The organism is Jatrophihabitans telluris (assembly GCF_023516435.1).
GTDB lineage: Bacteria > Actinomycetota > Actinomycetes > Mycobacteriales > Jatrophihabitantaceae > Jatrophihabitans_A > Jatrophihabitans_A telluris.
In genome coordinates, this window is sequence record NZ_CP097332.1 from 956,192 (window position 1) to 969,672 (window position 13,481).

12 protein-coding genes are annotated in these 13,481 nt (G+C 66.8%); 11 read left to right on the top strand and 1 reads right to left on the bottom strand.

Annotated features, from left to right (window positions below; translation table 11 throughout):
• The first annotated feature begins 89 nt into the window (after window positions 1-89).
• Window positions 90-377 (top strand): ASCH domain-containing protein, encoded by a 288-nt coding sequence (locus M6D93_RS04655; protein ID WP_249773194.1) that lies wholly within the window; start codon window positions 90-92, stop codon window positions 375-377.
• Between the two features lie 147 nt (window positions 378-524).
• On the opposite strand, the gene M6D93_RS04660 is transcribed toward M6D93_RS04655, so the two are convergent.
• A complete protein-coding gene (locus M6D93_RS04660) occupies window positions 525-875 on the bottom strand; it encodes a VOC family protein (RefSeq protein WP_249773195.1) in 351 nt (116 codons plus the stop codon).
• 432 nt (window positions 876-1,307) lie between these two features.
• Between M6D93_RS04660 and M6D93_RS19320 the strand changes: the two genes are divergently transcribed.
• The 10 genes from M6D93_RS19320 to M6D93_RS04705 all read left to right on the top strand — a co-directional run bounded on the left by M6D93_RS19320 (window position 1,308) and on the right by M6D93_RS04705 (window position 13,469).
• Window positions 1,308-1,442, top strand: coding sequence for a hypothetical protein (locus M6D93_RS19320; RefSeq protein WP_283818638.1), 135 nt, complete (start codon window positions 1,308-1,310; stop codon window positions 1,440-1,442).
• Window positions 1,439-2,644: an RNA polymerase sigma factor gene (locus tag M6D93_RS04665; RefSeq protein ID WP_249773196.1), complete on the top strand. Its 1,206-nt coding sequence runs from the start codon at window positions 1,439-1,441 to the stop codon at window positions 2,642-2,644. The genes M6D93_RS19320 and M6D93_RS04665 overlap by 4 nt, the downstream gene beginning before the upstream one ends.
• 136 nt (window positions 2,645-2,780) lie before the next feature.
• Window positions 2,781-3,698: a hypothetical protein gene (locus M6D93_RS04670; protein ID WP_249773197.1), complete on the top strand. Its 918-nt coding sequence runs from the start codon at window positions 2,781-2,783 to the stop codon at window positions 3,696-3,698.
• A 159-nt stretch (window positions 3,699-3,857) separates the two neighbouring features.
• The gene (locus M6D93_RS04675; protein WP_249773198.1) at window positions 3,858-5,396 is read left to right on the top strand and encodes an MFS transporter; all 1,539 of its coding nucleotides are present in this window, start codon (window positions 3,858-3,860) and stop codon (window positions 5,394-5,396) included.
• A 45-nt stretch (window positions 5,397-5,441) separates the two neighbouring features.
• The gene (locus M6D93_RS04680) at window positions 5,442-7,535 is read left to right on the top strand and encodes an ATP-dependent helicase (protein ID WP_249773199.1); all 2,094 of its coding nucleotides are present in this window, start codon (window positions 5,442-5,444) and stop codon (window positions 7,533-7,535) included.
• A gap of 123 nt (window positions 7,536-7,658) precedes the next feature.
• Window positions 7,659-8,120 carry a hypothetical protein gene (locus M6D93_RS04685; protein ID WP_249773200.1) on the top strand — a complete coding sequence of 154 codons (462 nt, stop codon included), beginning with the start codon at window positions 7,659-7,661 and terminating at the stop codon, window positions 8,118-8,120.
• A gap of 188 nt (window positions 8,121-8,308) precedes the next feature.
• Window positions 8,309-8,932 (top strand): maleylpyruvate isomerase family mycothiol-dependent enzyme, encoded by a 624-nt coding sequence (locus M6D93_RS04690; protein WP_249773201.1) that lies wholly within the window; start codon window positions 8,309-8,311, stop codon window positions 8,930-8,932.
• A gap of 107 nt (window positions 8,933-9,039) precedes the next feature.
• A complete protein-coding gene (locus M6D93_RS04695; RefSeq protein ID WP_249773202.1) occupies window positions 9,040-9,288 on the top strand; it encodes a hypothetical protein in 249 nt (82 codons plus the stop codon).
• A gap of 86 nt (window positions 9,289-9,374) precedes the next feature.
• The gene (locus tag M6D93_RS04700; protein WP_249773203.1) at window positions 9,375-9,746 is read left to right on the top strand and encodes a hypothetical protein; all 372 of its coding nucleotides are present in this window, start codon (window positions 9,375-9,377) and stop codon (window positions 9,744-9,746) included.
• A 3-nt stretch (window positions 9,747-9,749) separates the two neighbouring features.
• A complete protein-coding gene (locus tag M6D93_RS04705; RefSeq protein WP_249773204.1) occupies window positions 9,750-13,469 on the top strand; it encodes a sialidase family protein in 3,720 nt (1,239 codons plus the stop codon).
• Window positions 13,470-13,481 lie beyond the last annotated feature (12 nt).

The following is a 13,481-nucleotide window of genomic DNA, read 5'->3' on the forward strand; positions in this document are numbered from 1 at the left end:
CACAGCTGCCTGGACAGCGGCCCGATCCTGGGTTGGACTCAGGTGTGCGCCCGTCACGATCAAGTGCTCGAAATGGGTAACCTGGCCGCATGGAGTTCAGCCGCGAGCTTCGGGCGGATGTCCTGGCAGGCGACATCACCGTCACGTTTCGGCTCTGGACCAGGCCGCAGGTCAAGACCGGCAATCGATACCGGATCGACATGGCGCAGATCGAGGTCGATTCGATCGACCTCGTTCCCTTCGCCTCGATCGATTTCGACGACCTGCGTGACTCGGGCGAGGCCGACCTGGAGTCGTTGCGTCGTCGTGCCGCGCACGCCGGGTCGATCCAGGACGACACCCTGCTCTACCGGATCGGGTTTCACGTTGTGCGGTAGGCATCAACGCCATCGCGCGCCGAATCGTCACGCTCGAAAGGCAGCCGCGTGGGCAGCAATCAGCGCGAGGGCCGTGCGACAGCCGTTGGTACCTGGCGGTGACCCGTCTCGGCCCGGTTCCCGTCAGGGGCCGCGCCGAGATCGCGGTCAAGCGTCGCCGGCCAGCGCGATCGGGTGATTCGGCTGGTAGACACCGATCGTGGCGCCCCCGGGCAGCACGAGCCGTGTCATCGATCCCCACCGCGCCTGCTCGACCGGAGCGCAGGGCACGCCACGCGCCTTGAGGGATTCGACTTCAGCGGCAAGGTCATCGCACATCAGGTAGAGCTCCGCTCCAGGCGCCTCCGCTGGGTGCACGGCCATTTCCGCCGGCGGAAGCCTGAAGATCAACCAGCCGTGGCCGGCATCGACCGAGTGCAAGCCGAAGATGTCGGACAGGAACCGGCGATCGGCCTCCGCGTCCACGCTGTACAGCACGAGATGAGCACCGAAGACCATGTCGACATACTGCCCCTTACGGCTGCCTCAGAATCTGACCGGCGGGTGGCCGGGCGCTCAGCCGGGCGGCCGGGCGGGCGCTTGGGCGGTCGGTGGTGGCCGGCCACAAGAAATCTCGACGATCTTGTCGTATCCGAGGAGTTCCGTTCGTGGAGGTGATGAGAGGGCAGCGCGGCGCTGCTCGACACGTCAGGAGGGGGTGCGTGTCTGGTCCGGATCGCGTGTGCGGTCTCCTGGCTGAGCACGCACCTCGTGGCGGCCTCGATCGCGATTCCGGGCATCGCTGCGTGGATTCGGTGGCAGTGAGAAATGGTGGGTCGGCCATTCGGTGCCCGCCACCCGTCCGGCAGGATCGTCGGTGCCTCGAATCGCCTTCCCGCTCCCATTCCCTCAGGCGGCAACCGGTCGCCACGTGATCGAAAGGTGCACGACATGAAGCAGTACCTGTTCTCGGTCGTCGAGGACGAACTCACCCGGCAGCGCCCCGGCACGGAGCTGCAGCCGATCTTCGAAGCTGTCGACGCGTTCAACCAGAAACCCTTCCAAGACGAGCCTCCGGCCGCGTGACCGACCTCGACGCCGTTTTCAAGCATGAGTACGGCAAGGTGGTCGCCTCGCTGGCGCGCCGCTTCGGCGATCTCGATATTGCCGAGGAAGCCGCCAGCGAGGCACTCGTGGCGGCCGCGGAACGCTGGGGCTCGGGTGCGCCGCCGAATCCCGGTGGGTGGCTCACCACCACAGCGACCCGAAAGGCGATCGATCGCATCCGGCGCGAATCTCTACGGGACGCCAAGCATCTGGACGCCCTGATGATCGTCGATGACACTCCGGCCGACCCGTCGGGACCGATCGAGGACGACCGACTCCGCCTGATCTTCACCTGCTGCCATCCCGCGTTGGCCGCCGATACCCGCGTTGCGCTCACCTTGCGCCTGCTCGGGGGGCTTACGGTCGCAGACATCGCCCGCGCGTTCTTCGTGCCGGAGACCACCATGGCGCAACGCATCACCCGGGCCAAGGCCAAGATCAAGCAGGCGCGGATTCCTTACCGGGTTCCGACCGACGATGATCTCGCTCCTCGGTTGCGCGCCGTTCTGGCGGTTGTCTACCTCATCTTCAACGAGGGATACCTCGCCGGCGCCGGCGATGAGCCGGTACGCAGCGACCTGACCGCCGAAGCGATCAGGCTTGGCCGGCTTCTGCATGCGCTGCTGCCCGACGAGGCCGAGGTGTCGGGACTGCTTGCCGTGATGCTGCTGTCCGAAGCTCGCCTGGCCTCGCGTTTCGCCGAGGACGGCGAACTGGTCCCGTTGCCGGAGCAGGACCGGGCCGGCTGGGATCGGGCGCTCATTGCCGAGGGTCATAGCCTGGTACGTGAGTGTCTGCGGGTGAATCGCCCCGGCCGGTATCAATTGTTGGCCGCGATCAACGCGGTGCACACCGATGCCCCTGACGCCGCCTCCACCGACTGGTCGCAGATTGCCGCGCTCTACGGTCAGCTCTACGCCCTGGAGCCGACCGCTCTTGTCGCCCTCAACCGAGCAGTCGCGATCGCCGAGATCGACGGGCCGGCCGTGGCGCTGGCGCTGATCGAGAACCTTCCTCTGGAGGGCTACCACGCCTGGTACGCCACTCAGGCCGATCTCCTGCGCCGGCTCGGGCGAAGCGCGCAGGCGCGGGCCGCCTACGACCTTGCCATCGCTGCGACAGCCAACCCGGGCGAACGCGCATATCTGCAGCGCCGGCGGGGCAGTACCGCGCACGGTTGAGTCGCCGGCCGTCATCGACGGACGACCGAACGCCCCGATGTCGGGTAACGGGCACGGTGGGTGCTTGTCGCCGCCTCACCTGAGCGACTGGCATCAGCAGCGGGCATCGCCCAGCCGGATGGGTCATGCTTGAGGGGTGAGCAGGGATATCGATCGGGGCGCGGGCGTGCGGGACATGGAGGCCAAGCCCCCACCGCCGCAGACGGCAGGAACCGCGCGGCCGCGCTGGGCGCTGAGGCACCCGCTCTGGCGTTACGGCGTCCAGGGGATGCCGGGACGTCTATGGCGGCGTAGCCAACAGCTCAATCTCGCCACCCACAGCCTCGCGCTGGCAGCTCAGCAGATCCTGTGCACCGCGCCGCTGTTGGTTGCGTTCGCAGCACTCGGGCACCGCAGCCAGCGCGGCGTCGGTCAAGTCCTGTCGCGCTACCTCGGGTTGTCCGCGGCTGCCTCCCGGGACGTCGACGGCCTGTTTCTGAGCAACGCCACGCTCGACCGCGCCGACGCGGTGTCCGGACTGCTGGTCGCGCTGGTCTTCGCCACCAGTATTGCCGCGACCCAACAACGTTGGTACGAACTCGTCTGGGACCTGCCGAGGGCGGGCCTGGTCGCCTCCATCGGTCGGCAGCTGGTGTGGGTCGCGGGGCTCTGCGGCTATTTGGTGATCGTCCTCTACGCCGGTCGCGCCGGCCACGCGTTCGGGCACCGGGTCCACGCCAGCCGCCCGGCGGGGCCGGTGGCCCAGCTCGTCGTGTCGTTCCTGTTCTTCTGGGGGAGTCAGCACCTTTTGCTGGGCCGGCGGGTACCGGCCCGACGGTTGATTCCGGGCGCGGCGATCATGGCGGGTGGGGTTACCGTGCTCGTCGCGGTGTCGGGGCTGGTGATGTCCGGCGAGATCGTGACCGAGGCCTCGGACTACGGTCTGATCGGCGCGACCTTCGTCTTGTCGGTCTGGTTGGTCGTGCTCGCAGGCACGTTGTTCCTCGGTTCGTTGGCTGGGCGGGCGATCGAACTGCCGTGGCTGTCCGACTCGGTCGAGGGCTCATCGCGCTAGCAGGGCGACTCCGTCTCCGGGCAGAGTGAGCCTCGAGGATGTCCACGGATGTTCGACGCAGATCGGGTTCGAAAAATTGTCGGCGGACGGGGAATTATTCGGAGGGGGACTCCGGTTGGGCCTAGAGAAGGCAGACCGCGAGCGAACCAAAGAGGCCACATGACGACGACCGTTTCCACGGCGAATCCCCGAGTTTCCGCCGGTGCTCAACCCAAGGACCACCGCTGGACCATCCTGGTGGTGGTCTCGATCGCCCAGCTGATGGTCGTCCTGGACGCCACCGTCGTGAACATCGCGTTGCCCTCTGCCCAGGCCGATCTCGGTTTCGCTGACGGTCAGCGGCAGTGGATCGTCACTGCCTACGCACTGGCGTTCGGGAGTCTCCTGCTTCTCGGCGGGCGGGTCGGGGACCTGTTCGGTCGCAAGCGCACGTTCCTGGCCGGCCTGCTGTTCTTCGCCCTCGCCTCGGCCGTTGGAGGTGCCGCCCCGAACTTCGGCGTTCTGGTGGCGTCGCGGGTGGCTCAGGGCATAGCCGGTGCGATGTTGGCGCCCGCTGCCCTTTCAACGCTGGTTACGACATTCTCCAATCCTCGCGACCGCGGGCGGGCCTTCGGAGTGTTCGGTTCGGTTGCCGTCGGTGGCGGTGCCGTCGGGCTGATCCTCGGCGGCGTGCTCACGCAGTACCTGTCGTGGCGCTGGGCGATGTACGTCAACGTCATCTTTGCGGCCGCAGCAGCGGTCGGCGCCCTGGTCTACATGACCCACTCGCGCCCGACGGTCCGTCCTCGCATCGACATCGCGGGCACGGTGCTCGCCTCGGCCGGGCTGTTCCTCCTCGTCTTCGGCTTCTCCCACGCCGAGACCGCAGGCTGGCTTGCTGTGACGACGCTCGCGTCCATCGCACTCGGCGTGGCCCTGCTCGTCGCCTTCGTGGCCGTCGAGCGTCGCGTGGCGTACCCACTGCTTCCGTTGCGAGTCGTGTCGGATCGGACTCGCGCAGTCGCATTCGCCGCCGTGATGACGGCCGGTGTTGCGATGTTCGGAGTATTCCTGTTCCTGACCTACTACCTGCAGACCGTCAAGGGATTCAGTCCCGTGATGTCGGGGCTGGCCTTCCTGCCCATGATCACCTGCGTCATGATCAGCTCCAACACGTCCAACATCGTGACCCTTCCGAGGTTCGGACCTCGCGTGGTCATCACCGTGGGCATGGCGCTGGGCTTTCTGGGCATGGCCTATCTGAGCCGAGTGACCGTTGGTTCCAGCTACGTCACCGGGGTGCTGCCCGCGCTGATCGTGATGGGCTTCGCGATGGGCATGGTGATGGCACCGGCAATGAACACCGCGACCGCAGGCGTACTGCCCCAGGACTCTGGAGTGGCGGCCGCGTTGGTGAGCACGATGCAGCAGGTCGGCGGTTCGATCGGGACGGCCGTTCTGAGCACCCTCGCCGCGAGCGCGACCAGCAGCTACGTGACGTCACACCACCTGAGCGGGCCCAACCACCTCGCCGCAACGCACGGCTACTCGGTCGTGTTCACGATCAGCTCAGCGCTGTTCCTGCTCGGCGCGGTGTCAGCCGCCGCGCTGTTCCCGTCGAAGGCCGGCCTCGCCGCGATCCGTGCGGCGGCGGCTCCGACGCCGACCCCCGAGCGGGCCGGTGACGAGCTGGTCCCCGAGCTGGTGGCCGCCGACTAGCGGCCGAAACCCGGCCTGTCAGTGGGCCGGCCTACAATCGCACGTATGTTCGATCTGATGGAAGGTCTCGACCCGGCACAGGCGGCGGCCGTCGAGCACGGCGACGGCCCGCTCGTCATCGTCGCCGGTGCGGGCACCGGCAAGACCACGACGCTGACTGCGCGGGTGGCTCATCAGCTCCGGCGTGGCTGCAGGCCCGAGGAACTCCTCCTGCTGACCTTCACCCGCCGGGCCGCCGCTGACATGACCTCTCGGGCGGCGGCCCTGTGCAGCGATCCGACCGCCGCGCGACGGATCTGGAGCGGCACCTTCCACGCGGTGGCTCACCGCCTCGTGTCCGAGCACGCTCGGGCGCTCGGTCTGCATCAGATCGTGCTGCTCGATCCCGCTGATGTCGTCGACCTGCTGGAAACCATGCGGGACGAATTTCAACTGACCGGGACCCACACTCGCCTTCCCTCGGCCCAGAGTCTGGCCGACATCTGTTCGCGAGCGATCAACACCGGTCTGGCCGCCCGCACCGTGATCGAGCGGGACTTCCCGCAGTACGACCACGTCACCGCGGAGATCCTGGCCCTGCTCGGCGACTTCATGACCACCAAGCGGCGCCAGGGGCTGCTCGACTTCGACGACCTCCTATTGGCGATGCGTGCTCTGCTGAGCGACGAGGCCACCGGCACCCGGATACGCGCCCGGTGGCGTCAGGTCCTTGTGGACGAATACCAAGACTTGAACCAGATTCAGGTCGACATCGTGGCGCTGCTCAGTCCCGCCGGCCGCGGGCTCACGGTCGTCGGCGACGACGCCCAGGCCGTCTACGGCTTTCGGGGCGCCCACAGCGCCCATCTGATCGATGCGACCCGTCGGTTTCCCGGCACGACGGTCGTCAGGCTGCAGACCAACTTTCGCTCTGTGCAGCCGATTCTCGATCTCGCGAACATCGTGCGCCCCGCGGGAGAGCTGGCCCAGGCGCTCACGCTCACGGCGGCCCGCGACAGCTCCGGCGCCGGCCGCGCGGCCCTCCGAATGTGCTACGACGCGGCCGACCAGGCGCGCGCGGTGGCCGAGTCGGTCCTGCAGGCCCGAGAAGAAGGCGCTGCTCTTCATGATCAGGCCGTGCTGATGCGAGCATCGGACCACAGCAGGGAACTGGAGATCGAACTCAGGATCCGGCGCATCCCTTACGTCAAGTACGGCGGTCTGCGCTACACGGACACCGCGCACGTCAAGGACCTGATCGCCGCGCTGCGTATCACCGCCAACCCGCAGAGCGAGCTGTCCCTCTACCGGCTGCTCAAACTGCATCGCCATGTCGGCAAAGCGCACGCCCGTAATCTCAGCCGCATGCTGTCGGCGTCGCCGGCGGGAACGGTCCTCGGCCCGGGCTCGGATCCAGATCTGGATCTGGATCTGCGCGATCCCGCCCACCGCGCAGAAGCGGTAGCCGCCGCGCCGGCCAAGGCGCGCCTGGCCGTCGCTGCCACCCTCGACGGGCTGGCCGCCGCAATCGCGAACACGGAGGCGGCGCAGCGAATCACCGGCTGCCTCGACGTCCTGCGGCCGCTGGTCAAGGTGGCGTACCTGGACGCTGCCCTCCGCCAGGACGATCTCGACCGGCTCGCTCTCGCCGCAGCGGCCAGCAGCGACCTGGAACGCTTCCTGGCGGAGCTGATCCTGGACCCGGCTGGCGTGAGCACCGACTTTGCCCAACCACCGCATATCGACGACGACTACCTCGTGCTGAGCACGGTTCACTCGGCCAAAGGGCTGGAATGGGAGCACGTGCACCTCATCCATGTCACCGACGGGGCCTTTCCCTCCGACATGGCGCTGTCCAGCCCGAACGGCTTGGCGGAGGAGGCCAGGTTGTTCTACGTGGCCGTCACCCGCGCTCGTGACCGGCTCAGTCTCTACCACCCCCAGCGACTACACCGTGACGTGTTCAAGGACCGCCACGTATTCACCCAACGCAGCAGGTTCCTGACCGACGAGGCGGTGGCCGAACTCGACGTGAGCCACCACGACACCGCAACGGCCGATACCGGTCAGTCCGGCAACGATCCGGCCGATCCAGCCCGGCGAAGCGCCGACGTCGCGGCCAGGGTCGTCATCCCGACCATGGACGATCTGTTCGCCTGAAAATTCAGACCGAAGCCTTGAACCGTGCCCGCTCGACCGACGTAATGATGGCTAGCGGCTCATACGTGGGGCGCCTGCGGTGGTCGCAGAGCACGTCGCCCCGGCAGAGGGATGGTGGTTGTGATGAGTCCCCGAAAAGCACTGACGATCCAGGCGTGTCTGACGGCAGTCGTCGTCGTCGGCTTGGCGATCGACGCGTTCGTGCACTACGACCTGGCGTCGGCCTTCAAGAACAACAAGACCAGCGTCCTGAGCGAGGCGGACCTGTTCCGGGCGGAAGCGACCGTGGCCATCGTCGCGGCCGCGGCTCTGCTCGCGCGTCCTCGGCGCTACACGGCGGCCTTCGCGTTCCTGGTCGCCGCCGCGGGCACGGCCGCGGTCCTGGTCTACCGCTACGTCGACATCGGAGCCTTCGGGCCGATCCCGAAGATGTACGACCCTTACTGGGCTCCGACCGGCAAGACCCTGAGCGCAGTCGGTGAGGCCCTTGCCGCCCTTGCTGCCTTGGCGTTGCTGCTCATGTTCGGCCACCGGTCGCGCACCGTTTCCGTACCCGAGCGCACCGTCGAGCACACCCGCGGCTGAGTACACCGTCGAGCACACCGTCGAGCCACCCGCAGCTGAGTGCACCTCGGCCAGGCCCGCACCTGCAGCACGCCGCCGGTGAGCCGCCCTGCGGCCTGGAACCGGCTGCACCGTTGTCGATCCCGGCATTTCCCGTTCGTCGTAGGACTGAGCAGCGCACCGGCGCGGCCTACCAACGGGAGCTGAGAATGACCGAAAGCATCTGGTCGACGATCCATGCCGAGCGCCGCTCGCTGGCCGAGGACGTGGCCGATCTCGACACGACGGCGTGGCAGACCCGATCTCTGTGCGCCGACTGGACCGTGCACGACGTGCTCGCGCACTTGCTCTCCCTGGCGAAGATGACGCCGCCGAGGTTTGCCGTCCGTATGGCCCAAGCGCGTTTCCGGTTCAACACGTTCACGGCCAACCAGGTCGAGCTCGAACGCGTCGGGGGTCCGGCTGGAACCCTGACTGCCTTCCGGGAGGCGACCCCGCGCACGAATGCCCCGCCCGGGCCCAAGGAGACCTGGCTGGGTGAGGCGTTCGTGCACGGCGAGGACATTCGCCGACCGCTGGGGATCGCGCACGACTATCCATTGCCGATGGTGGCGCGCACAATCGCCTTCTACGCCGGCAGCAACGCCATCATCGGTGGCCGTGACCGGGTCGCCGACCTCACGCTGCAAGCCACCGACACCGACTGCACCGTCGGGACGGGTCCCCTGGTGCAGGGCCCGGCGATGTCACTGCTGCTGGCCGCCTCGGGCCGTCCCTGCACCCTCGACGACCTCAACGGCCCAGGTGTGGACATGCTGCGCGCGCGATTCTGAAACCGTCCCCAGCAAAGCTGCGGATGGCATCCCTGGCGCGACCGCCCGATGACTCGGTCCGTTGACACCGGTCGCGATCGCTGATAAGCCGTTCACAGCGTCTAGGAATGGGAATCGCCATGCGCGATAAGGTCTTTTTCTGGATTGAAACCGTTTCGTCGGTTCTGTTCGCTTTGCTGTTCGCGCTGACCCTCGTGTCTCGCGAATGGATAGAGGCGCTCTTCGGAGTCGATCCCGACCACGGCAGCGGCTCCCTGGAATGGGCCATCGTCGCGGCGCTGGGCATGGCTGCTCTCGCCAGCGGAAGGCTCGCCTGGAGCCGATGGCGTCGGCTTTCCTCCCGTCCCGCACACTGAGTTTCGCCGCGTCCGGGACCGCGGGCCCGCTCGCGCCACAGTTGCACCTACACGCACAACCTCCCAACCGGTAAGAGGTGGGGCAGATGGCCTCCAAAGCCAGCCAGTGGCCGAGCATTCACGAACAACTGGAGGCGGCAAGGGCCCCGGCCGGCTCGGCCTACGAGCAGCTGATCCGCAATCACCAGGACTTCTCGATCCTGCCGGCGAACGAATACGACCCGATGGACCTGCCGCCGTGGCTGAAAGTGTGGTGGCGAACGGAGCATCCGGAGATCGACGAGTCCAACGGTCCGGTGGCCTACCCGCTGATCCTCGAACGGATCTGGGAGTACATGCGACGCAACCCCGACGATCCCATCGGGGCAGCCAAGTCGGCGCAGGGCCCGGACGCAGGTGGGCCCGATGGCCGGGACGACGATCCTGCGCACCGGCCACCCGCCGACCCGGAGGGCTGACCGATGCCCGCCAACGTCTCGCTCTCGCAGACCACGACGAACCCCTACAGCGAATGCGACATCAGCATCAACCCATCCAATCCGCTGCAGATCATCGCCGCGTCCAACGACAACGGAACCGGTTTTCATCAGGTCCAGTACTACTCATCCGACGGCGGACGGACGTGGGGCCAGTCGACGCTGCCCTTCACCAGCACCGACACATTCCAGGGCGACCCGGCGGTCGGCTGGACCACCGACGGCACCGCTTGGGCCCTGACCCTGGGCATCAACGGCTCGGCCCTGGCGTTGCGCTGCTACAAGTCGACCAACGGCGGCAAAGACTGGACCTTCGACTCCACGATCACCGGATCAGCGAACAACCCGGACAAGGAAAGCCTGTGGGTGGACCACTATTCCTCGCGCCGCGACACGATGTACGCGATCTGGCACAAGACCACCGACGCCTCGGCCTGGATGTCCGTTCGCAACGGACCATCAGGCACCTGGGGAACGCCCTTGCAACTCAACGGCACCGAGACGACCTTCACCTCCGACGGCACCGACATCAAAACCAACGCGGCCGGCGACGTGTTCGCCTTCTGGCCCAACGCCGGCGGACAGAGTCTGTTGATCGCCAAGTCGACCGATGGCGGCGCGAACTTCAACGCGCTCAGCTCGAGTCCGGTGACCATCGCCAACGTCTTCGGCAAGTTCACGATCAAGATCCCCGCCCAGTCCAACCGTCTCACCTCCGGTGCGCCCATCGGGACCCTGATCAACATCAGCGGCGGCGCCTACAGCGGGGGCGGACGCGACGACGTCTACGCCTGCTGGCACGACCTCGCCGGCGGGACCGGCTGCAGCGTCCCGTCCAACGCGCCGGACACCTCGATCACCTCCTCGTGCAAGACACGGGTGTGGTTCGCTCGCTCGACCGACGGCGGCCAACACTGGTCGACCCCGGTCAAGATCAATGATCAGGCCGGCAAGAACGACCAGTTCTTCCCGCGCCTTGCCGTGGACGACGACACCGGCCAGATGATGGTCATCTACTACGACACGGTCAACGACGCGACCAACCGCGTGCAGGCTGATGTCTGGATGCAGTACTCGACCGACTTCGGCGCGCACTGGTCACCGGCCGTGCAGGTGACCACCCTCGGGACCGACGAGGCGGTGACGCCCTTGGACAACGGGCAGGAGTTCGGCGACTACATCGGATTGAGCGTGAAGAACGGGCGGTACTTCGGTTGCTGGACCGACCGCCGGGGGAGCACGACGACGGACGAGCAGATCTGGGGTGCGCCGTTGGCGATCCCGGAGCTCGGTTTCGTGATCAACAAGGCCACCTTCGGTCAGGACGAGGTCGCCGTGCACAGCAGTTGGCCGAAGGCGTATTGGCTTTCGGTGCAAGGCTTCACCAATGAAGCGCTCGGCTTCGGTAGTACCGCCGCACTGAGTCAGCCACCAAATCCCGCGCCGACGATCACCGTCACCCTCGACGATGCGTTGAATCCCTCGCTGACCTCGGGTCAAAGGGCGACCCTGCGCGCGAATCTGCCGACGGTGAACTCGTTCGGACCGTCCCCGATCGAGGCCAACGACCCGTCTCTGGCCGCCGAGATGCAACAGTTCCTCTATCCCTACACCGTTTCGTTCTCGGGCAATGCCGCGTTCAACGCCCTGCAGGTGCACGAAGTTGCGGTCCTCACCTTGCACGCGAGCATGACGGTCGGGCCGATCACCGTCACCGCTTCGGCACCCATCGAATTGACCAAGGGGGAAGACCCCTATTTCACCGACACCGACCCGGTGCACCCGACGGCGTTCCCGACCTGGCTCAGTTACGACTTGCGCTTCTTCAAGGTGACACCGAACCAGGCCCACACGATGTTCGGCGTGCCGAACCCGGCCACCGCCGCCGACGCCTGCGGCTACATCACCTCGGTTCTGGACCGGCTGAACAATCCCTCGACGATCACCAACGGCGACAGTTTCGAGGCGACCCTGCAGCAGAGCGAGGATCTGTCCGCGCTGGAGTTCCTCCCACGCAACGCCGGTAGCCACGAGCTGACGTTCAACTTCGCCGTGGCCCGGGTGCGCATCGTGGCGAACTCGACCGTGACGATCGACCCGGTGCGGGTGTTCTTCCGGCTCTTCGCCGCGGCAACCACCACCTCGACCTTCACCGAGGTCGGCCTCGGTCAGGGGACCTATCGCTGGGGATCCAACACAAGCACCGGTCACAAGATCGCTTTGCTCGGTGTGGAACCGAACCACTCCGGCACGCTGGAATACGTCACTGTGCCGTGCTTCGCCGCTCCGCGCGTGAACCTCAACGGTCCGGCCGACATGAAGAGCCAGACCGATCCGCCCAACGCGCGCTCGATCACCACCTCTCCGGGCGCCGAGGTCGATACCTACTTCGGTTGCTGGCTCGATCTCAACCAACCGAGTCAGACGTTCTTGATACCCAGTCCGCCGGCAGCGCAAGCGAACTGGGACGGTCCCTGGACCGGTACCTCGTCGGTCAACTCATCGGTCACCGCGGCGCCGCACCAGTGCCTGATCGCCGAGATCCGCTATGACGACACGCCAATCCCGAACGGTGCCAGCGGCACCACGTCGGACAAGCTCGCCCAACGCAACATCGCCTGGATCGACGGGCCGAACCCCGGTGCGCCGCCGTCGCGGGTGATGCCGCATCCGTTCGAGATCCGGGCCACACCGGTGGGCTCGGCCCGGGTGGACGAACTGCTCGTGTCCTGGGGCAACACGCCGGACGGGTCCACCGCGTCGTTCTACCTGCCCGACGTCGACGCCGCCGGAGTCATCGCCCTGGCCGACGCGATGTACCGAACTCATGACCTCACCGCGGCGGAGGAACACGTCATCTCGTGTCCGGCCCGCGGGGTCAGTTACCTTCCGGTCCCCGAAGGGCTCGGAAATGTCGTGGGGCTGATGTCGGTAGAGCTACCCGAAGGAATCCACCGCGGTGATGCCTACGACATTGCCGTCCAGCAGTTCACCCGGTCCAGGTTCTTCCTTCGCGGAAAGGGGGGCGACGGCGGGATCGAGGTTCGCGGTCTGCAGGAGCAGAACGTCGGATCCCAGTCGATCCTGCTCGACTGGCGACAGCTTCGCGGAGCCTTCCAGGTACGAATTCCCATATCGGTCAAGGAGGATCTGCTCTACCCCGAACAGCGGTTGCTGGCCTGGCTGCGCTGGCGCATCAGCGTGGCCGATCATTCCGGCCGTTGGTACAAGGTCCTGCTCAGATACGAGAAATTGATCGCCGGACGCGTTCTGGGCTTCGGCGGGGACCCGGGCAAGATCCCTCCGTCGGAGGTAGGCGACGTCCCTGGACACAAGTACCCGCCTGACCACGACGGCGGTCACGGCGGTCACGGCGGTCACGGCGGTCACGGCGGTCACGGGGGTCACGGGGGTTACGGGGGCGGGGGCGGAGACGGCGACGGTGGTGATGAGTTCCCCCGATTCGCCGAGGAATTCACGGGAAAGGTCGTCGCCGTCTACTACGACCGGTTCGGCGACTTCGAGGGCTTCACCCTGTTGCTGATGTCCGGGCGGGAGCGAACATTCCGCGGACGCGAACCATCGGTCGAGGACCTCGTCAAACATGCCTGGGTGGAACGGACGCTGATCAGCGTCCTGGTCGATGAGCATCGACCGGAATGGCCCGCCACAATCGTGCTGCGCCACGCGGAGGACAGCGATTGACGCGTGAGGGAC